At 50.7% G+C, this 20016-nt stretch carries 16 protein-coding genes and 1 riboswitch; of the genes, 12 read left to right on the top strand and 4 right to left on the bottom strand.

The annotated features are described in order from the left end of the window. Window positions 1–43: 43 nt before the first annotated feature. From ACV7NC_RS00800 to ACV7NC_RS00820, 5 genes are all read left to right on the top strand, one after another. A complete protein-coding gene (locus ACV7NC_RS00800) occupies window positions 44–1477 on the top strand; it encodes an alginate export family protein (protein ID WP_458153521.1) in 1434 nt (477 codons plus the stop codon). Between the two features lie 10 nt (window positions 1478–1487). Next, window positions 1488–2621 (top strand): glucuronyl hydrolase, encoded by a 1134-nt coding sequence (locus ACV7NC_RS00805; protein WP_458153522.1) that lies wholly within the window; start codon window positions 1488–1490, stop codon window positions 2619–2621. A 54-nt stretch (window positions 2622–2675) separates the two neighbouring features. Next, on the top strand, window positions 2676–3962 hold the full coding sequence (locus tag ACV7NC_RS00810; protein ID WP_458153524.1) for an amidohydrolase family protein: 1287 nt from the start codon (window positions 2676–2678) through the stop codon (window positions 3960–3962). Between the two features lie 265 nt (window positions 3963–4227). Continuing rightward, window positions 4228–5733: an amidohydrolase family protein gene (locus ACV7NC_RS00815; protein WP_458153526.1), complete on the top strand. Its 1506-nt coding sequence runs from the start codon at window positions 4228–4230 to the stop codon at window positions 5731–5733. A gap of 157 nt (window positions 5734–5890) precedes the next feature. After that, window positions 5891–6703, top strand: a complete 813-nt coding sequence (locus ACV7NC_RS00820; protein WP_458153527.1) for a PEP-CTERM sorting domain-containing protein — start codon at window positions 5891–5893, stop codon at window positions 6701–6703. A 176-nt stretch (window positions 6704–6879) separates the two neighbouring features. On the opposite strand, the gene ACV7NC_RS00825 is transcribed toward ACV7NC_RS00820, so the two are convergent. Both ACV7NC_RS00825 and ACV7NC_RS00830 read right to left on the bottom strand, forming a co-directional pair. Further along, on the bottom strand, window positions 6880–8598 hold the full coding sequence (locus ACV7NC_RS00825; protein WP_458153528.1) for an alginate export family protein: 1719 nt from the start codon (window positions 8596–8598) through the stop codon (window positions 6880–6882). 309 nt (window positions 8599–8907) lie between these two features. After that, the gene (locus ACV7NC_RS00830; RefSeq protein WP_458153529.1) at window positions 8908–9768 is read right to left on the bottom strand and encodes a radical SAM protein; all 861 of its coding nucleotides are present in this window, start codon (window positions 9766–9768) and stop codon (window positions 8908–8910) included. A gap of 42 nt (window positions 9769–9810) precedes the next feature. Here ACV7NC_RS00830 and queD point away from each other — a divergent pair, with 42 nt between their 5' ends. The 6 genes from queD (at window position 9811) to ACV7NC_RS00860 (ending at window position 15135) form a co-directional block, all read left to right on the top strand. Continuing rightward, entirely contained in the window at window positions 9811–10260 is a 450-nt protein-coding gene (queD, locus tag ACV7NC_RS00835; RefSeq protein ID WP_458153530.1) for a 6-carboxytetrahydropterin synthase QueD, read from the top strand. 30 nt (window positions 10261–10290) lie between these two features. Then, window positions 10291–11073, top strand: a complete 783-nt coding sequence (locus tag ACV7NC_RS00840) for a TatD family hydrolase (protein ID WP_458153531.1) — start codon at window positions 10291–10293, stop codon at window positions 11071–11073. Next, window positions 11057–11710 carry an ankyrin repeat domain-containing protein gene (locus ACV7NC_RS00845; protein ID WP_458153532.1) on the top strand — a complete coding sequence of 218 codons (654 nt, stop codon included), beginning with the start codon at window positions 11057–11059 and terminating at the stop codon, window positions 11708–11710. The genes ACV7NC_RS00840 and ACV7NC_RS00845 overlap by 17 nt, the downstream gene beginning before the upstream one ends. Window positions 11711–11739: 29 nt before the next feature. Then, window positions 11740–12480 (top strand): SDR family oxidoreductase, encoded by a 741-nt coding sequence (locus ACV7NC_RS00850; RefSeq protein ID WP_458153533.1) that lies wholly within the window; start codon window positions 11740–11742, stop codon window positions 12478–12480. 31 nt (window positions 12481–12511) lie between these two features. After that, complete coding sequence (gene ald / locus ACV7NC_RS00855; RefSeq protein WP_458153534.1) at window positions 12512–13633, top strand: alanine dehydrogenase; 1122 nt, start codon at window positions 12512–12514, stop codon at window positions 13631–13633. Between the two features lie 167 nt (window positions 13634–13800). Then, a complete protein-coding gene (locus ACV7NC_RS00860; RefSeq protein ID WP_458153536.1) occupies window positions 13801–15135 on the top strand; it encodes a DUF3422 family protein in 1335 nt (444 codons plus the stop codon). A 206-nt stretch (window positions 15136–15341) separates the two neighbouring features. Here ACV7NC_RS00860 and ACV7NC_RS00865 read toward each other — a convergent pair whose 3' ends face one another. Beyond that, the gene (locus tag ACV7NC_RS00865; RefSeq protein WP_458153537.1) at window positions 15342–17528 is read right to left on the bottom strand and encodes a cytochrome-c peroxidase; all 2187 of its coding nucleotides are present in this window, start codon (window positions 17526–17528) and stop codon (window positions 15342–15344) included. A gap of 184 nt (window positions 17529–17712) precedes the next feature. Then, a complete protein-coding gene (locus ACV7NC_RS00870; RefSeq protein ID WP_458153538.1) occupies window positions 17713–18540 on the bottom strand; it encodes an FxDxF family PEP-CTERM protein in 828 nt (275 codons plus the stop codon). Between the two features lie 161 nt (window positions 18541–18701). Further along, a riboswitch (cyclic di-GMP riboswitch) is annotated at window positions 18702–18781 on the bottom strand. A 320-nt stretch (window positions 18782–19101) separates the two neighbouring features. On the opposite strand from ACV7NC_RS00870, the gene ACV7NC_RS00875 reads away from it, so the two are divergent. After that, a complete protein-coding gene (locus ACV7NC_RS00875) occupies window positions 19102–19896 on the top strand; it encodes an FxDxF family PEP-CTERM protein (protein ID WP_458153539.1) in 795 nt (264 codons plus the stop codon). Window positions 19897–20016 lie beyond the last annotated feature (120 nt).

Below are 20016 nucleotides of genomic sequence, written 5' to 3' on the forward strand. Positions count from 1 at the left end.
CATCCAACGAGGTTTTTTTTGCTTGATACTCCCGTTATTTTTCATGACTACTGCCGCTGCGGCAAGCAATGATCCCAAACCTTTGGGGTATATCAATCAATACTTGCGGATAAATGGCGAATGGATGAGCAGCTACGAAGTATGGAATTTCTTTCGTCCGGAAGCCGCTGTCGATCATTCCTATGACTTATGGGTATTGCGCGCCAGACTGGGTGCAATGTTTACATCATCCTATGTGGATGGTTTTGCGCAGGGTCAATATATCGGTTTATACGGTTTGCCGAATGATGCCGTCGTACCGGGCGGCGGATCGTTGGGGCTGGGAGCGGCCTATTTCCAAACAAATGAGACAACCGCTGCGAGTAATGTGTTTTTGAAACAAGGTTTTCTGAATTTCAAGCTTCATGCATGGGGTGTGCCGGGAACATCGGTCAAAGCCGGACGTTTCGAGCTGACGGATGGCATGGAGACCATCAGTGGCATGGAAAAATTCGATGCGCTGAAACGCCGGCGCATCGCCAAGCGATTATTGGGCGGTTTTAATGCAATTTATATCGGACGGACATTCGACGGTTTCTCCTTGGTTCACGATCAACCAACCGTCAATTTAACCGTTAGCGGCGTTCATCCGACGCAAGGTAATCTGACGGTGCAGGGGCAGCAGCAAATTAATGATATCAATATTGTTTTTGCTGCGCTGACCGGCAAAAAGGATAAGTTGCTTCCGGGTACCGAAGGCCGCTTGTTTTACATGAATTACGACGATCAGCGCGATACGCAAGTGATCGACAACCGTTCTCCCGAAGCAAGACCGTTTCTGCAGCAGCAAAAACTGGATATCCATACCATTGGAGCCAACGTGCTATCGCTGCACACCTTGGGTTCCGGCAGTGTCGATGCGTTGCTATGGGCGGCCTACCAGTTCGGTCATTGGACTTCGCAGCCGCATCATGCCTGGGCTATTGCCGCAGAAGCCGGTTATCAGTGGACGCAATGGCCGCTGAAACCCTGGTTGCGAGCAGTCTATTACCGTAGCTCCGGAGATAGCGATCCGCACGATGGTCAGCATCAGATCTATTTTTCCGGGGTGCCGAGCGGCCGTCTCTATGCCAAGTTTCCGTTCTATAACCTGATGAATATCCAGGATGCATTTGTTGAGATCATCACTTCGCTGACGCCCAAATTGCAGGCAAATATCAACGTGCATCAATTGTCATTGGGCAATGCCAGCGATTTGTTATACGGTGGTTTGGGAGCCGCATTGAACAGCGGCGCTTTCGGCTATTCCGGCAATTCCGCGGGCGGCGCCAGGGATATCGGCCAACTGGCGGATATTGCATTGACTTACACCTATAGCAAGCAATTGACTGCGCGCCTTTATTATGGCCATGCCTTCGGAGGTGATGTGATGAAAAACATCTATCCGGGGAAAAGCGATGCGAATAATTTTTTGGTTGATTTCAATTTGATTTTTTAGGAGAAGTTGTATGTCGGCAGTTTATGCAACCGGTGACCGGCCGGTCAGCACCCAAGAAATGATAGATGCCATTGAATCGCTGTTTCGCCGCATGGATGCGATCGATCAGCAGTGCGGCCGAGAATTTCCGCTATTTTCTCCCGGAAATAGCAATACCTGGAAGGTCTCACAAGGCGGCTCATGGGCTGGCGGATTCTGGAGCGCTTGCTGGTGGTTGCGTGCAAGAGTGACCGATTCGGTGCGCGATCAGCGTAAAGCATCGGTGATTTCCCAGCAATTGGCTGCAAGAACCATGATCGATTCCGGTTATCGCAGTTTGATTTTTTGGTACGGCGCAGCGTTGGGCGCATTATGGTTTAAGGATGCGCATGCGCAGCAACTGACGCAATTATCGGTGAATGCGATAACGCAAAGCTTCAATCCCAAGCTTAATTGTTTTCCGCTCGGTACCGCGATGGGCGGCGGAAACGGTGGCAGCAAAGCGGTTACGATTGATAGTTTTGCATCGATGATTCAGCTTCTCGGCAGTAGTGATCATAATCTTCACCGCTTTATGGCGCAAAGACATACCGAAACAATGCTGGCAGCGTGCTACCGCGATAACGGCGCAGTTCATGCGACCGCGCAGTTTGATGGCCGGGGTTTTGAGCCGCTCGGGCAGGCCGGTGAATGGTCACGCGGACAAGCATGGGCGATGCTGGGTTTGAGCCGGGCTGCGGCGTTATGGGGGGAGCCTTACATCACCTTGGCGAGAAATGCGTGCGAGTACTGGATTACTTCCAGGCCGGATCCCTTGGCGCCAAACCGGCTGGGTGAATCATCGCCAGACTATGATCCCTCGGCATCGGTGATAGCGGTATTGGCAATGCTATCACTGGCGAATCTTCTCCCGGATGGCGGATCTTTGCGGAACTATTCGCACCGGCAAATCAGCGCGGTACTACGCAGTCGGTATTTTACAGTTCTTCAATCAGACGTCGATTCCATGATGGAGCGGCGTAATGGAAATTCCGCTATTTTCTGGGGGTGTTGCTATAAAACTAGCCCCGAAGTGGAAGAACTGGTGGAGTCGGTCTGGGGCAGTTTTTTTCTGATGGCTGTTCTATGTGCATTGACCGGTTTTATCGAGCCGGGGCATTGTTAACCGGTATTTAAAATTCAATCAAACGATCGCAAATTCCACAGCTGGGTGAAATCCATGCAGCCATTCATCATGTGCAAAATTTTGAGCTTATTCGTGTGCTATTTATTGTTAATGTTTTTGGCGCTTTTTTCTGCCACTATCCAGGCGCAAAACCAGCCGGCTTCGAAGCTACTGCTGCATGCCGCGCGTGTTTTCGATGGCGACAATATCAGGACCGATATGTCGGTTGTCCTGAAAGATGGCAGGGTGGCAACGATTCAACCGCGCGCGCAGACGATCACCGACGATGATACGTTGGTCATGGATTTGGGCGATGCGACGATTTTTCCGGGTTTTATTGAATTACACGCGCATTTGACATATCAGAACATTCCGGCTGAGATCGTGTTACGTCATGGTATCACCACGATCCGCGATTTAGGCGGACCGGTTCATGCACCCTACGGTGGCGCAGGTAGTCTGAGGGTGTTGACTTCCGGTCCGATTATTACCGCATCCGGCGGATATCCCATCGTAACCATGGGCGCAGAAAATCTTGCCATTGCGGTGGCGGATGAGCAGGAAGCACGGGCGGCCGTGAAGCAGTTAGCCGGGAAGGGGGCTGTTATCATTAAAATTGCGCTTGAACCCGGCGGGGAAGCCGGAGCGCCGTGGACTTCTCACCATCTCCATCATCATGGATCTGCGCATCCCGAATCGCACCACCCGGGTCATGACAACGATCCTCATCACGCAACGCACCATTCACAGCATAAACAAGCTAAGTGGCCGGTGCTTTCCGAATCCGTTGTGAAGGCGATTGTCGATGAAGCTCATCATCACAAACGCAAGGTATCCGCGCATGTTGCCGAACTTACAGGAGTGCGGATTGCATTGAATGCGGGTGTCGATGAATGGGCGCACATGCCTTGCGAATCGATTCCGGAGGCGTTATTAAAGCAAGCGGTCATGCAGCAAGTGAAAATCATCAGCACCATCGACACCTTATCAAAATGTCCGGGTATTGCGCGCAATGCAGCGGTTTGGGCTGCGCTGGGCGGTGAGTTGTTGTACGGTTCCGAGATTGCGCATCCCGATGTTCCCTGGGGTATCAACGCGCAGGAGCTCATGGTCACGATGCAAACGGCCAAGCTGGATTCTCTGGATGCGGTGCGGGCTGCAACTTCCAAGGCCGGACGGCATTTGGGTATACCGTTGCTCGGCACCTTGCAGCCGGGCGCTCCTGCCGATCTTATCGCTTTCAAAGGAAATCCTTTACTCAATTTGAAACGTCTCGAATACCCTGACCTGGTAATTTCCGGGGGACACATGATTGTCAATCAGTTTGCTCCTGCCCGGTAATTCAATCTTTCAGTCATACCAATAAAACCATCCAGAATCAGCCTGATGAATAGGTGAAAAGTTTCTTCATTTGACTCCGTCCTCTTAAGTCAGGTGTGACAATTTGTCGCATGTTCAACGAAAATAGCTAACTTTATAATGCATATTCACTTCAGATACGCACATATACTGATTGAATAAAATTTTTATTGATTCGCTCAATGAAACAAGTTTTCTCTATATCAATAAGAACATCATCAACATTCAAAGGAAATACATTTCTAAAATGATTAAAAAAATTGTTTCTCACACTGTAATTAAAGCATTGATCCCGGCGATTCTTTCATCAATAGCCAACTTCAATGCTCATGGACACGGCAGTTCGGATCACTCCGGGTCTACAGTCGTACCGGGTCTTCCCGCTTGTCAGATACTTGCAGCTGCGCGGTTATTCGACGGTATTAATTTTCCCCAAGATAACAAGGCTGTTCTTATCGAAGGCAATAAGATTAAGCAAGTCGGTACCTTGGCGGAATTAAGCAGCCGATGTGCCAATCAATTGGATCTGGGCGATTCGACGATATTGCCGGGATTTATCGAACGTCACGGTCACATTACATTCCAGAGCGTCAATAAAAGTGTTGTGTTGAAAAATGGCATCACCACGGCACAGGATGTCGGCGGCCCTTTGAAAGCTATGGAAGGCGGCGAAGGAACGTTGCGGTTATTGAGCGCTGGACCGATTATCCAGGCTGCTAACGGTTATCCACTGAATATTTTTGGTGGCGACAGCGGCTTCGACAAAATTGGCATTACCGTCTCAACGGTGGCTGAAGCTGAATCAGTCGTACAGGAACTGGTGACGGGTGGCGCATCCGCAATCGTCATTTCGTTGGAGCCTGGTGGTGAACCGGGCAGGCATTGGATGACTCATGGCAATCCGATTCCACCAACGCCTTGGCCGATGCTATCCGCGGAGATCACACAAGCGATTGTGACCAAAGCACATGCGCTTGGAAAACGTGTAATGGCATTTGTGGGCGAGGAAACCGGCTTAACCCGGGCTCTGGACGCCAATGTCGATGAGTTGGTGCATATGCCGTGCGCTGCGATCAGCGATGAATTGCTGCAGCGGATCAAAGATGACGGCGTGACCGTTGTGACTACGCTCGATACCCATTCCACTTGCGAGCATATGTTTGCCAATGCAGTCGGATTGGGAATGAAAGGCGCCAAGGTGGTTTACGGTTCCGAAATTGCGCATGACGATGTGCCTTGGGGAATCAATGGGCAGGAATTGCATACCATGTTGCATGCGCTGAGCGGAGATACGATCGATTTCACGGATGTTGTCAATGTAATTAAAGCTGCAACGTCAAAAGCTGCAGAAGATCTGGGCATTCCAGGTTTGGGCACGATAGCTCCGGATGCGCCAGCAGACATTATTGCTGTTCGTGGTAATCCGTTCGAGAAATTCAAAATCCTGGAATACCCGGATTTGGTGTTGTCCGGTGGACGCGCGGTGGTCAATAATTACATCAACCTCTCTTCCGAGGAAAAGATCAACTGTTTCTTGAATTGGGCGGAAGGTAAATATTCCAGCGCATTGTCGCCCTCCGGTGCGGCAACACAAATTTCCGGTGTCTACAGTTATCGCTATTATCCGGGTACAAAAACCTATCTGGGTGTTTCCTCAGCAGACCATCATCTGTATTACATGAAGGAAGAGGATGGTCAATTGCAGGACCAAGGATTATTGGTTAATTGGCTGCCGGTTTCGGAATGTAATTAGTAAACAGGGGAATGCTGGGCGATTCTTTACGTGGTATACGCTTCTTCGCATCGATTGATGAATCCTGATCGCTGCGCTGTGTTCCGTGTAACTTGCATAGCGTTTTATCGCGTATCCAGATTTCTCAGTTTCCCGGAATATTAGCTAGAGGAGTAACATGATGTTAAAACAAATGCGTTGGATTGGTACTACCATATTGATATTCGGTTTTGTTGCCGTACCGGCTCAAGCGGCCAGTTCACTGGCCATCAATGGCACACTGAATAAACTCACGGGAGGTACTACTTTCGATGTCTGGAAATTCAAAATACTGGGCACTGGCACATTTACCGTCGACGTCGCTGCTTATGAGGCCTCGCAAAGCAATGTGTCCACACCAGGTTATTTTACTAACGATATCAATGGTGACGGGGAATTAACTTGGCTCGATGCCGACACGTATTTTTATCACGACACCGGTTCAATTAAAACCACCGACGCCATTTTCCGTTGCGATGACGTTGAGAATAATTGCGGCGGCGCAACCGGCGCCAGCAATTATTTCAATGGTTACACACCTGGAACCAGTCCTTTGACGCGCACCACCCATCTGTTGACTGAACCGTCAGCCGACGGCTCGGTACACTTTCGCCGCGACCCTTGGTACGATGTCGCTGTTAATACGCCAGGCGATTATCAATTTCTGATCGCCGATTTTCGCCTGGATCCCGCCGAAGCGGTAGCGGGTATGAATGCCGGTGACAATTTCTCGGCTCCTACCGGTTTCGTCAGTCCGATTCTGGATCATGCTGATTATCGTGTCACCTTCAGTTCGACCGATATGTACATCAGCATTTCCGGGGATACGATTATTCTGACGCCTGTTCCCGAACCGGAAACCTGGGCGATGTTGCTGGTGGGATTGGGTCTTGTCGGTTGGCGCATGAACAATGAAGTCCGTAAAAAAGCTAGAGCGATAGCTGCCGGATAGGTTATTCATTAGCAGAGACCAACAGTAATATCCAGCAACAGGACGCGATCATTCATTCTGTTGTATAAGCGCCGCGAATTTCAAGCGACCGGAATTCCTTCCAGACGAGGTGATTTTTGCTTGCTGAAAAAACAACGGCATCCGATTGGATGCCGTTTTCTTTTGTATAAAGACTCTTAGAAACGGATGTTGTACTGAATATAGAACAAATCCGGATCGGTGCCGGGGCGTTGCCGTTCCAGGAAAGTACCGCTCCAAAGTTTTGAATAGCCCAACAAGACGTCTTGATGCCGGCTGACGTGCAGGTTCAAACGGAAATCCAATTCATCGCCGACATGGCTGCCGGATTGACCGGTGACATCGCGCAGCGTTGCCAGGCCGGCTGCGTTATAGAGAAAGTCCCGATTGTTCGCCAAATAGAAGCGGTGGTACTGCGTGATAAACGTGATCCACGGCATCGGGTGCATGGTGAATTGCGCGTTGAAGTCATGAATGTTTTGACGTCCGACGCGATCCAGGAAGCCCATATAGTAGTGACCGAATGGAAACAACTGGTTGAATGTGTTGCTGCGGCCATCGGTATGACGGCTGTCGCCGGAAGCGAAGTCATAGCGGATCCAGCCCTGCGGATTCATCGGCAGTGGGAAGCGGTAACCGATACCGGTGGCGGCTGCAAACGCGGAAACATCCAATCCTGAACGGCGTCCAAATTGGTACATACCTTCAATTTCGTATAAGAAATTGTCAATATTGCCGACTAAGCGTCCACCGAGGGTATGGGTGTCGGCATTCGCCCCTAAAATATTTCCCGTCAGCAGGTTGGCTGCGGTAATGTTCCGATCGTTGATCAAGCTCAAGAAATATAGATCGATCGCATGTCCGGGTTTTGGCTTATTGGTTGCCCACAAACCAAAGAAGTTTTGTTGCGTATCCCAGTTGTCGACATTGCCTTTTTCAGTGATCATCGGACGGACCCAGAATGCATCCAAGTCCCATTGCGGATTACGCCAGAAGAATTTAACACCTTGGAAAGTGCGTCGGGTATTGACCCAATCCAGTGTTGAGATCAACCGCTGTGAACCATATAACAGTTCCTGCCGGCCAACCCGGACATACACGGGGCCATTATCGACGGTTGCCAGTTTGATATCCGTGAACATGTTCAGAATATCGGCATGGTTTCTATCAGTGCCGAGCGGCGGCAGTTCGGAGCTGAAAGCGCGCGCATCCAATAATTCTGCAAATAACCGTACCCGGTCGCGATACCATAAATCGGCATGGAATCTCGTGCGGAGCAGATGAAAATCGTTGTTGACATCGCCCGCGTTTAAGCGGCTGTCGGTTTCGTGGGTGTAGCGATACCAGAAACTGCCGCCAAACGATAATAACCAGTCTTCAGCAAAACGGATTCGTTTGATTGGATCAAAAAAATCTTTTTCGTGACCTGGGGTATCCAGGTAGCGGAAATCCACATCAAAAGCCGGGGTGGTCATCAAAGCAAATGGCAGATAAGGCGCGACCGGCGGTTTCTCGCGTTTGTTGCCGGTTACCATATCCCAGAACGAATAATATCCCGGGCTGGTTGGTGGCAGCATAAACAATCCGGGGCGCGATGGCGCAGTGACCGGTGGTACTTTCGACATGTCAAATTTGCCGTCAGCCGGTTTTGCAGCTGCATCCGGAGCTGCAGCAGGTGTCGCTGACGCAGCGGGTGCAGCGGGGTTTACGGTGGCAGGCGCCGGATTGGTTGCGTGAGCTGGGGCGCTCAAACTCAGTGCGACGGCGACCATTGAACCGGCGCTAAATAGCCAACGTGGCATGTTTTTCATCCAATGCATCTCGATTTCAACGGAAGACTGGGTTGAAATGGATGAAATGCGGTGACAAGAACTCATTACAAAACTCCTGTTATGAAGATTAAAGCGGTAGTGCGGCATACGTAACAATATTATTGGGTATCGTGTTGTTTTTCTAAATGATATGAGGCGCAATTATAAGTGATATCTGCTATTGGCATGACTCAGGTATCGCCCTTTATTGCCGCCTATTTTTCAACTCTTGAAGAATCCAAATTGATTTTGCATATATATCAATTGCATAAAATATCAGTCTTGATCGAGATCAAGAAAATATCAACTGTTGTAAATAAGTTACAAACATCTCAGCCGGTGATGAACTGCTAAATTGAAGCCATGCGGCTGATGTTATGGATTCGATTTAACGATCATACCCAGTGCGCGGATTCTTTCTTCAAAATCCTTAAACCAGGCTGGATCAACCGGAGAGAGCCTGGATGCTTCGGGTTGCAGCGACGGTCTGGCAAGACCATACAACAAAACACCTCGGAAAGGAATTTGACACTCGAGCAATTGCCGGATAAATGTCAGATAGCTCAATACTTCTTCATCTGCCGGTGGCCTGCCATCGAGCTGAAAAACGCAGGTTTGCAGCCAGGTGGGGCAAATTGATGCGGCGATGCTTAGATTTTCCTGAATTTTTTTTAAACTGATCGTAGCATTGTTAATTCGGCGCCGCTCCCCAGGTGAAGCTCGGTCGAATTTGAACCAGATCTCGCCATTCAATGCTGCCATTTTCTGCAATCCAGCTTGCACGTTGGCGCGGTGAATTAAACTGCCATTGGTAATGAGCACCGTTTTCAGATTCGCCGGTAATACAAAATCCTTTTTGATATGGCCGATGAGTTCGATGATCCGGTCAAATTCTTTGGTGCTCGTCGGCTCGCCATTTCCTGATAGCGCTATGTCTTTAATATTTCTGGCTTCCAGCGGTACGTAGCGTTCCATAAAGTCGCCATGAATCAATTCATTTAGAAAAAAACGCAATTCGGCTTCTAATTTATCCAAGTCGATTTTCGGCGCGGAACCTCGTTTGAGATCGGGGACCTGGCAATAGACGCAACGCCAGTTGCAAGCGTTATTCGGATTCAGGTTAATGCCGATTGAAACGCCACCCGCGCGCCGTGAAATGACCGGATAAACATAAGTCAGCCCGGCGCTGTCGCGGCTATGATCGGCGCTATTCAATAGTTTGGAAGTTGTTTGCAATGTTACAATTCCGCATATTTAATTTGCGAAGCATAGGTCCCAATGTTAATTACCCGGAAGTTGGAGTTTGATGCAGGTCATCGTATTTCCACTCACAATAGCCAATGCCGCCACTTGCACGGACACCGGTATTGCATCGAGATCACGCTCTCGGGGGATATTATCGCCGAGGAAGGTGTGGCGCAGCAAGGCATGGTCATGGATTTTTCCGAAGTAAAACAAATTGCAAAGTCGGCTTTAGTGGATCATTGGGATCATGCTTTTCTGGTTTATTCAGGCGATACCAAGGTGTTACAGTTCTTGCGATCAATCGAAGACCATAAAACAGTGGTGCTGGATGTTCAGCCAACGGCGGAGAATTTGGCGCAGATCGCTTTCGGCATTTTAGACGGAGCGTACCGCGACAAGTACAGCAACCATCTGCAACTCGAACAAGTTCGCTTGTTTGAAACCCCGAACTGCTGGGCTGATGCGGTGCGAGGCAGGCGCTGATTTTAATCACATTATCATTAACTGGAAATTATGTTTATCGATTCACATTGTCATCTTGATTTTCCGGATCTCGCCAAAGATCTGCAAACGTTATTGCTGAATATGCAGCACAATCAGGTTACCCATGCGCTATGCGTTAGCGTCAATTTGCCGGATTTTCCGCGCGTGCGCGCTTTGGCGGAAGCGCATGCCAATTTGTTCGCTTCGGTGGGGGTGCATCCGGATTATGAGGACCAAATCGAGCCGCAAGCCGACGAACTCGCTGATTTGGCCGCTCATCCGAAAGTGATCGCCATCGGCGAGACCGGATTGGATTATTTCCGTTTGCAAGGCGATCTGGAATGGCAGCGCGAACGGTTCCGCCAACATATCCGCGCAGCGCTTAAAATCAATAAGCCTTTGATCATTCACACGCGATCGGCGGCAACCGATACGTTGCGGATCATGCAGGAAGAAGGCGCAGACCGCGTGGGCGGCGTCATGCATTGCTTTACAGAGAGCTGGGAAGTCGCGCAACAAGCAATCGCCATGAATTTTTACATTTCGTTTTCCGGCATCGTGACGTTCAAAAATGCTGTGGCTCTGAAAGAAGTTGCCAAGAATATTCCATTGGATAGAATGTTGATTGAAACCGATTCGCCCTATTTGGCGCCGGTGCCTTTCCGCGGCAAGCAAAATCAGCCGGCCTTTGTGCGGCATGTGGCGGAAGAGATTGCGCGGATACGGGCAGTCAGCATCGACGAGATCGCGAATGCGACGACCGGTAATTTTTTTAACTTATTCAAACTCTCCGATTATGGCATACCGAATTAATTCACAAATAATTTTCCGTTTTGCCGCGGCGCTATTTCTGGGGTTATCGAGCACTGTATTCGCCGGAATTCAGGAAGATTTCATCTGGGCGGTCGAGCGGGGTAATGTCTCCGAAGTTTCGCGGTTATTGGAAAAAGGCGCCAATCCCAATCTTCCAAATAAGGAAGGCTACACACCATTAATGATCGCGGCACAGGAAAAGAATCTCAAGATGGCTGAATTATTGGTTGAAGTCGGTGCGAAACTGGATCTGCGCAATCGATTCGGCGAAACGGCGATCATGCTGGCCAGCTATCAGGGGTTCACGGAAATGGTTAAGTTGCTCTATATCAGGGGCGCAGAAATTAATCATGGCGGCTGGAATCCATTGATTTACGCTGCTTTCGCAGGCCACCTGGATACGCTGCGTGTACTGCTGGGCGGCGGCGCGGATATTAATTCCACCTCGGATAACGGTTCGACGGCATTGATGATGGCCGTGAGAGGCAATCATCTGCAGGCGGTTTCATTTTTGCTGAATCATGGGGCCGATCCCCGGATAATCAATGAGCAAGGCGATACCGCTTTGAGTTGGGCGGAAAAGCGCGAACATGGCGAAATTGCCGATTATCTCAAGCGTCATGCAAAATCCAAATAATCATTTGGCATCAGTCTGACGCATCAATCATGCAACCGTTACACGGAAAAGTTGCGATTGTAACCGGTTCTTCGCGGGGGATCGGCGCTGAAATTGCACGCACTTTGGCAACGGCGGGCGCAACGGTGGTAATCAATTATGCGGATAACAAACTGGCTGCAGACAAAATTTGTGCGACCATTGCAGCAGCCGGCGGCCAAGGTTTCGCTATTCAGGCCGATGTCAGCGATCCCGCCGCGGTGAAGCAGCTGTTTGATAAAACGATTCAACAGTTCCAGCGGATCGATATTCTGGTCAATAACGCCGGCATTCTATTGTTCAAGGAAATCGCGGAAATCCGGGACGACGAATTCGATCGTATCGTTGACGTCAATCTCAAGAGTGTTTTTTATGCGCTGCGCGAAGCAACCGAGAAACTTGCGGATCAAGGTCGGGTCGTTACCATTTCGAGTACCGTGACCCGGCTAATGTTGCCGAAGTATGGCGCATATGCCGCGACCAAGGCCGCGATTGAACAATTGACCCGCATTTTTGCGCGCGAAATGGGCAAACGTGGCATCACCGCCAATTCAATACTACCGGGCCCGGTCGATACCGAGTTGTTTCGAGCAGGGAAAACCGCCGCCGATATCGAACGCATGGCCGCCATGGCGGCCTTGGGGCGGATTGGCGATAGCGGCGATATTGCGAAAGCCGTGTTGTTCCTGGTCAGTGATGAAGCGCGCTGGGTAACGGGTCAAAGCATTGGTGTGAATGGTGGTATTATCTAAAGAAACGTAGATTGGATGCAGGGAGAGATGAATGCTTATCGGTGTTCCCAAAGAAATTAAAATACATGAATCACGGGTTGGTCTGACGCCGGCGGCTGTCCGCGAATTGGTCGCCAACGGTCATCAGGTCATAGTGCAAAAGCTGGCTGGCGCTCAGATTGATTTAAGCGATGACAAATACCGGCTGGCCGGGGCGGTGATGGTCGATACACCGCAAGAGATTTATGCTCAAGCCGAATTGATCGTGAAAGTCAAGGAACCGCAACCTTCTGAGATTTCTTTGCTGAGAGAGGAACAAATTCTGTTCACTTATTTGCACTTGGCGCCGGATCCCTTGCAAACCAAAGGATTGATGGAATCGGGCAGTATCGCCATTGCGTATGAAACGGTGACCGATCACTTTGGGGGGCTGCCGCTGTTGGCGCCGATGAGCGAAGTAGCCGGACGGATGGCGATCCAGGCGGGCGCGCATGCGCTGGAATTGGATCAAGGCGGCCGGGGAATGTTACTCGGCGGTGTATCCGGCGTGCCTGCGGCACGCGTCGTAATAATCGGCGGCGGCGTAGTCGGCACCAATGCCGCGCGGATTGCAATGGGCGTGGAAGCGCATGTCACGGTGCTGGACAAATCGATTCATCGCTTGCAGCAACTGGATTCTCAATACGGTTCGAAAATCAATACGGTTTTTTCCACGGTGGATGCTTTGGAAGAGCATGTATCCGCCGCCGATCTGGTGATCGGCGCCGTGCTGGTTCCGGGCGGCGCAGCGCCCAAGCTGGTGAGCCGTGAATTGGTCAGCCGCATGAATCGCGGCGCGGTATTGGTGGATGTCGCGATCGATCAAGGCGGATGCTTTGCTACCTCCAGACCGACTACACTAGCCAACCCCATTTTCATTCAAGACGGCGTCGTGCATTATTGCGTATCCAATATGCCAGGCGCGGTGGCGCGCACTTCGACATTTGCGCTCAACAATGCCACATTGCCATTTGTAATCGCGCTGGCTAATAAGGGATTCCGCAAAGCTTTGCTGGATGATCCGCATTTGCGCAACGGCCTAAATGTTTATCGTGGCCGGGTTACCTATGAAGCGGTTGCGCAAGCCTTGGGGTTGAACTATACCCCTGCGCTTGAAGCACTTGCGCCGGTATGAGTTTCATTGCTCTGGCAGCTTCGGCTTAGTATAGTTCGCGATTGCAAAATTGCGATCCTGCAATCCGATTTGGTGACGGGTAACGATCATCGGCTGACGGGTTTTTTGACCGGCTAGCCGATCCTTGGTACATTCAGGCTTCAAATCCTATCGCACAAACTGTTTCCATGTACTCAACGACTGACTCCGATTTTATCGATTTGCTCCCGGATGATGATCCACAGCGGGTATTGTTGCACAACGAAGTGCATGCCCGCCCCAGTCAGCGTATCCGCTTACCTGCGCTGGTTATCTATGTGGTCGTGATTAACGACGGCATTACCCGTGAGCAAGAATGTGAGCATCTGCGCCGCCTTCCCGGGCAACAGAGTTTGTTACTCGAACAATTGCAAAATAATTTTTTACGGTTGCGATTACAAGGCTATACGCTGCGCTGGGAACGCCATACCGAATTTACCCGCTATTCGCTCGTGCAGCATTTGCCCGAAGCAGCGCAATTAGGCGCAACCGATCCTGATTTGCTGGCATTCCTGGCGCTGCCCCGTGATTGGCTGATTGACATACCGGGACGGACAATCACCGCGGTAAAACTGGCGATGGTGCCGGGTAATTTGAGCGCAACCGATGAATTACTCAAACAAGCACGGCAGTGGTTTGGCGGCAATCCAATCGTCGCTTCGGTGATCGGCAGGGAAGGGCATTCCTTGGCAGTGACCGATTTCATGCTGCGTCCTAGCGGATTTGAGCGCATGTTGGTGATTATGTCGGCCGATGCATCCGAAACGCGGGCAGGGCGTGTTTCGCAACGTTTGCTTGAAATTGAAACCTACCGGCTGATGGCGTTACGCGGCCTACCAGTGGCCAAGCGTCTCATCCCGGAATTGACCAGCGCCGAGCAACAGCTCGCCGAAATCACCGCGCAACTGGAAAATAAGGCAGCATCGGATCAGGCATTATTGGACAGGCTGATTGCGCTGGCGGTGCGTATAGAGCGCGCGACGGTTGAACATGCTTACCGCTTTGCCGCGACACAGGCATACAATAAGCTGGTCATGCAGCGGATTGCAGAATTGCGCGAAACCGCTACTCACGGCACGCAAACGATTGGAGAATTCATGCAGCGGCGATTATCGCCGGCGATCAGCACGGTAGAAGCTACCTCACAGCGGTTAAGTTATTTATCAGCGCGCGTTTCCCGAACCAGCTCACTGCTGCGTACGCGCGTCGATATCTTGGCGGAAACGCAAAATCAGCAACTGTTGGAGAAATTGACACGCGGACAAGAACTGCAATTGCGGTTGCAAAGCACCGTGGAAGGCTTATCGATTGCGGCGATTTCGTACTATGTAATCAGCTTGCTGCTGTACATCACTAAAGCGGGGGCAGCGGCGGGGCTGCCGATTCACCCGGAACTGGCGACCGGGTTGATGATTCCGCCGGTGTTATGGGTCGTATGGCGGACGACGCGGCGCATCCACGATAAGTTTTTCAAATTGCACTGATTTTTCTTTACATAGCCGGTTTATTATAGAAACAACAAAGGCCTTTCAATCATAATCGAAAGGCCTTTGTTTTTTGAGAAACGTTGTTGAGGCAGCCGATACAAGGCAAAAACAGGCGAAAAAGCGCAGTTTATGCGGTATAAATGAGCATTTTGAGCTTGTTTTTAACACCGTAGCGGCAACGCCGATAGTTTTTCAACGGCCTGCTAACGCAGATAACGCTCAAACGGCGTGATAGGTTTTGTGCTTCCCGCGGCGCCGACAGCGGGAATGATTAACCATTCATCTGCAGCCAATGAACTGCTGATTGGATTGCGGACGGCTCCGGAGGCATGACCATGCGGAATTCTTAATTCCGGATGATCGAACGGAGCCCGTTCATAAATCACACGTTCGTCTGTCAGGCTTTTCAGGAAATTGATCAAATCCGTGCGGCGTTCCGCGGATAATCGCAGTTCAGGCTGTGAAAAAACCTTGCCGAACTCTTTCGGCGGCGTTGTGAAATTACCGCCTCGAATGTAGAACTCCAGTACTTCTTCCAACGTCGCCATGCCGCCATTGTGCATGTAAGGCCCTGTCAATTCGATATTCCTGAGCGATGGAATTTTGTAGGAGCCTTTGGCGGCGCTTAAGAGGCGTCTGCGATCGGGTTTCGCCAGTTCAGCTCGAGCCGTTGCTACCGTCGGGATAAAAGCCCCGCTCGCATTGAAGCAGCCTTCGGTGCCTTGAAATTGTTTCTGGATACCATCCGATCGTGTAAACAGCAGCGGATGCGGCTTGTCGCGATCAAGCGCAACCGCGGTATCCAGATCGCACGGGCGTACGTTGACGACGAATGGATCGACCGCTCCCGACAGGTTTCCGGCAAGTATCTGGATGTACTGATCGGAAAAGGACAACGGATTACCAAACGGATCGGTGGCGCCCAGCCCCGGATCGTTTTCCACCGGTGTTACGCCGGTACCGGCAAATCCGGTATCCTGAAACATCATACCGGCTGTCAAAGGCAAATGCGTGACCACGTTCATGGTGCTGATGCGGAACAATTCATTTCCGAAAGCGTGCGGATTGGTTTTCTGCAAAATGCTGTTGGTTATGACGGCGGAAGCCGTGAAGTTGGGTCCGATGTGGCAAAGCGCGCAATGCGCATCGCGAAAGAAATCCATGCCGCGTTGCGCCGATTCACTCAAACCGATCGGTTCGCCATGCTCGTCGACTTCACTGCGATCGAACGGGGAATCATCGGAAATCAACGTAGCCATATACATCTGCAGCGATAATCCAAAGAACATCGCAAAATTCGCTTCGGTTTGGCTATAGGGAGTCGAATGACTGGCTGACGATGCGGGCGGGAAACCGAATCGTTCATCCGGCGTATCGTTCCAGTATTTCGGATGAAAGGCTTTTTTGATCATTTGGTAATACCGGGTTTTCAGGCCCCTTCGCAATCTGTTCGGCGCGCTGTTAGCCAAACTGCCCAACACGCTGTCATTCCAGTGAACTTGCTGGTGTTCCAACGGATTGCGGTAAAACAGCTTGCGGCCAAGTTCAGGGAAGGTTCGTCCGTGACAGCTCATTTCAAAATCATCAAGCGGCGGAGCCACCGATACGGATGCAAGCGATGAGTTGAGCAAGCGTAGCCGCTTTTTAGTAAAGCTGCCATCGGGGAGTTTTATCCAGACGCCGGCATTCGGATCGCGGTCCCCCCATGGGCTGCTGCCATTGAAAATGTTATTGGCGCGGCCATCCCAGAAATTACGGAAATTGAAAACGGCATTGATGACCGTGGGGGTGTTGCGTGGTTCAACTTTGCGAGCGCCGACAGAGCCGATATGAAAAACCGGATCAACATCGCGATCACATTCATCGTTTCTTTCCAGAAATGCCTCGGCATCGCGGTAAGTACCGCCAAAAGTACCTGACGACGAAACCACGTCATTGTTGATGTAAACCGGAGCGCCCAGTGGGTTCATGGGGTCATCGGTTTGAAAAAAAGGAAAATCACCTTTCTTCAGTTCGGAATGAGGGCCCAACTGACTTCCATCCCGGGCCTGTGAGAATTCTTTAGGCAGGCTGCTGTTTCTGCCAGTGGGCGAAATAACATTCCTGGTGCGGCGATCGGCGCCGGCATGGTAGTGGCAACTGGCGCAAGCAATGCCGTCGCTTCCTACATTGATATCCCAGAATAGAGCCTTACCCAGTGCAATGGCGCTTGCTTTATCGATGATAATCGGATTGTTACCGTCTAATAAGCCGGGTACTTCAGGAACCGGTGCGCCTTTTAAGGACATGGGCATCGGTCCGAAGTCGGCGTGCAGAGTTGAGCAAGTCACAACCATCACACAGCTTGCCATGAATAACTGAATGCCATATTTTCTAATAGTTCTTAGCATGATTTGAGTTCCTCGCAGTTCAACACCCTGGCATTCCTGCTGCTCTAAAGTTGAAATCGCTTGCTGCAATTGATCAAACAAACGATTTGAATTCTTGCTGAAACAGAGCCGAGTGTGCTTTGTTAGGTAAAAACGGGGGCGATGCGGCTACCCCCGTTTCTCCCGTGGCTAAATGTTCCGCTGATTAAGCTGCAGCCTGAATCGAAGCTTGGTGTTGCTTACGCATACGCCATCCGACCAGACCCAAACCGGCCAACATCATGGCCCAGGTTTCGGCTTCCGGTACCGCGCTGACGGCCAGCTCATAAGCGCCGCCAGAGGACGCATGATCGGTGCCGCCAACATAGACCGTATACCAGCCCGGAGCCAGGTCGTTGAACGTCAGCGTTGCGGTATTTGCACCCACGCTGCCGCCGACACCGTTTTCAAAGGTGTTGGTCAGACTGACGTCATTGGCGCCGTTCAGTATGGTTTCGCCCCAACCGGTGCCAACCGTGTGTGAAGGGCCTGCAACTGCGTAGCCCAAGGTTTCAAGGACATTGCCGCCTTGTCCGTTGGCCATCCACAGTGTGCCGGCATCACCCATTTTGCCGGTTGCGTTGAATGAGTGCGGCGTGCCGAAACCTGCATCGCTGATTTCCGAACCGAAACCTTCGGTGCCGCCGTCAAACACGTTCGCACCGGTTGCCCAAACCGTGACGCCCGGTACGAATCCTGAACTGCCGTTAACCGTTACAGTGACATCCTGCAGGCCGGTGTTTTGAAAAACGAACCAATCACCGACATGCGCCCATGCGGAATAATTCAAGTTCGGATTGTCGGAATAGGCGCTTTTGGTTGCGCTTTCAGTGGCAGTAATGGAATTAAGTCCTAAATCCAGGACATTATCACCGCTAACCCACGGTTTGGGGCTTACTGCGGCTGCATAGGCATTGCTGCCTGCCATTGCTAAAGCGGAGATGATCGCCAACGAGACCAGCGAACTGGTTTTGTTATAATAAATTTTTTGCATAGTTAATTCTCCAAAAAAATGCATTTGTTTGATTTCAAGGCGCCGTTAATTGTTTGCTGCTTTGGGAAACGGCCAATTGACAGCGCCTCTTTTTTGAACGACGTTCTGGATAGGGCGCATAATTTCCTACGCCAAATTTCAGAAACTCCCCGTCATTCAGAGGAGGCAACCAGGCTGTCTTCGTTGCAAAGACCCTGTGGTTTTCCGGGCTTGCCTTGCGGCAAGGGTGGCTATTCTTATCTGTTCCAATTCTCTTACAAGCTGGAAAAAAATCAATGCGACAAATTGTCGCGCGACAATTTGCCGCACCCCTTCGAGTGACAAACCCTATTGGATAATTAAGGTGGGGTTTCTTTCATCAATGCGTTGTTTTGATGGATTTCTTTTTTATATGAATTGAGATAATCAGTAGGATCGGCATCACAAGGGTGCGACAATTTACCGCATTGACCCTCTAAAATCTTTGATCAATACTGCGGGCGCGTTGGCCAACGTTCGGTTGCGGGAATAAGAAAAATTTCCCGCATTTTTAGTATTCAAGTTAGTTTTTTAGGGTCTGTTATGAAAAATAAATTAATCAACAAAACATTGAAATACGCCTTATTAGTTGCCGGCCTGACTTCAGTGCCTGCGATGGCGCACATTGGCTACGGCGGACGTGATTTCGGGACGTTCACGGGTACCGCTGCTGCATCCAATACCATTTCCAATCAATCGGCTTCGGGCTGGCACGGCTGGATAGACGGCACCGATGCGGATTGGGGCGATTCCCATCGTACGAGAGCTTACCGCTTTACATTGGAAAATGATGCCGATGTCAAAATCTCTTTCAAGGAACAAGCTTATGTTACCTCGACAGGGTCTTCCGTGATCGCCGGCATTATGCCTGGCTTCAGCCTCTATAAAGGACTGGCGCACGTAGCGCCGTTTGCGGCCGATCATGACGGAGCACCTGGATCGATAGCCATTCGCGATGCGGTCGGCGGCGTTGGGTTGACCGAAGGCTCATTCCGTGCGTTGACCGATTGGAGCATTACCAACAATAACAACGATCCGGCCAGCGCCTTTACCTACGTAGGCCATGCCTATGACGGTCTTGGCATCGACTATGGCACTGGCGTGATTCCCGGCGCCGATGGCTTGGCCGATCACATGGTATCGAAAGTCTTCCATTTATCGGCGGGTGATTATTCGATTTTTGTCGGCGGCACGGATTATTTTAATTCCTCAGCACCGTTCACTGCGTTAGGGATCGAAGGCATGGTGGCAGTTGTTCCGGAACCTGAAACCTATGCGATGCTGCTGGCCGGTTTAGGGCTGCTCGGTTTTAGCGCCCGCCGCCGCCGGATGGTTTAAGAGCGGATGCATGTGAATTGGGAAGAAATCGCGGGAAACCCTGAATAATTCAGCTTCCAAGCTGTATTCGAGAGAGCTTTGGCAATATGATTTATTAGCGACCGGTGTAGCGGTGTAGTA

The sequence above is a fragment of the Nitrosomonas limosa genome, assembly GCF_054188085.1.

What these genes read in the sequence shown, in the direction of transcription:
- ACV7NC_RS00825 (WP_458153528.1), bottom strand. Translation starts at nt 8,598, where the DNA reads ATGAGTTCTTGTCACCGCATTTCATCCATTTCAACCCAGTCTTCCGTT.
- ACV7NC_RS00815 (WP_458153526.1), top strand. Translation starts at nt 4,228, where the DNA reads ATGATTAAAAAAATTGTTTCTCACACTGTAATTAAAGCATTGATCCCG.
- ACV7NC_RS00840 (WP_458153531.1), top strand. Translation starts at nt 10,291, where the DNA reads ATGTTTATCGATTCACATTGTCATCTTGATTTTCCGGATCTCGCCAAA.
- ACV7NC_RS00820 (WP_458153527.1), top strand. Translation starts at nt 5,891, where the DNA reads ATGATGTTAAAACAAATGCGTTGGATTGGTACTACCATATTGATATTC.
- ACV7NC_RS00860 (WP_458153536.1), top strand. Translation starts at nt 13,801, where the DNA reads ATGTACTCAACGACTGACTCCGATTTTATCGATTTGCTCCCGGATGAT.
- ACV7NC_RS00810 (WP_458153524.1), top strand. Translation starts at nt 2,676, where the DNA reads ATGCAGCCATTCATCATGTGCAAAATTTTGAGCTTATTCGTGTGCTAT.
- ACV7NC_RS00865 (WP_458153537.1), bottom strand. Translation starts at nt 17,528, where the DNA reads ATGCTAAGAACTATTAGAAAATATGGCATTCAGTTATTCATGGCAAGC.
- queD (WP_458153530.1), top strand. Translation starts at nt 9,811, where the DNA reads ATGTTAATTACCCGGAAGTTGGAGTTTGATGCAGGTCATCGTATTTCC.
- ACV7NC_RS00850 (WP_458153533.1), top strand. Translation starts at nt 11,740, where the DNA reads ATGCAACCGTTACACGGAAAAGTTGCGATTGTAACCGGTTCTTCGCGG.
- ACV7NC_RS00845 (WP_458153532.1), top strand. Translation starts at nt 11,057, where the DNA reads ATGGCATACCGAATTAATTCACAAATAATTTTCCGTTTTGCCGCGGCG.
- ald (WP_458153534.1), top strand. Translation starts at nt 12,512, where the DNA reads ATGCTTATCGGTGTTCCCAAAGAAATTAAAATACATGAATCACGGGTT.
- ACV7NC_RS00875 (WP_458153539.1), top strand. Translation starts at nt 19,102, where the DNA reads ATGAAAAATAAATTAATCAACAAAACATTGAAATACGCCTTATTAGTT.
- ACV7NC_RS00805 (WP_458153522.1), top strand. Translation starts at nt 1,488, where the DNA reads ATGTCGGCAGTTTATGCAACCGGTGACCGGCCGGTCAGCACCCAAGAA.
- ACV7NC_RS00870 (WP_458153538.1), bottom strand. Translation starts at nt 18,540, where the DNA reads ATGCAAAAAATTTATTATAACAAAACCAGTTCGCTGGTCTCGTTGGCG.
- ACV7NC_RS00800 (WP_458153521.1), top strand. Translation starts at nt 44, where the DNA reads ATGACTACTGCCGCTGCGGCAAGCAATGATCCCAAACCTTTGGGGTAT.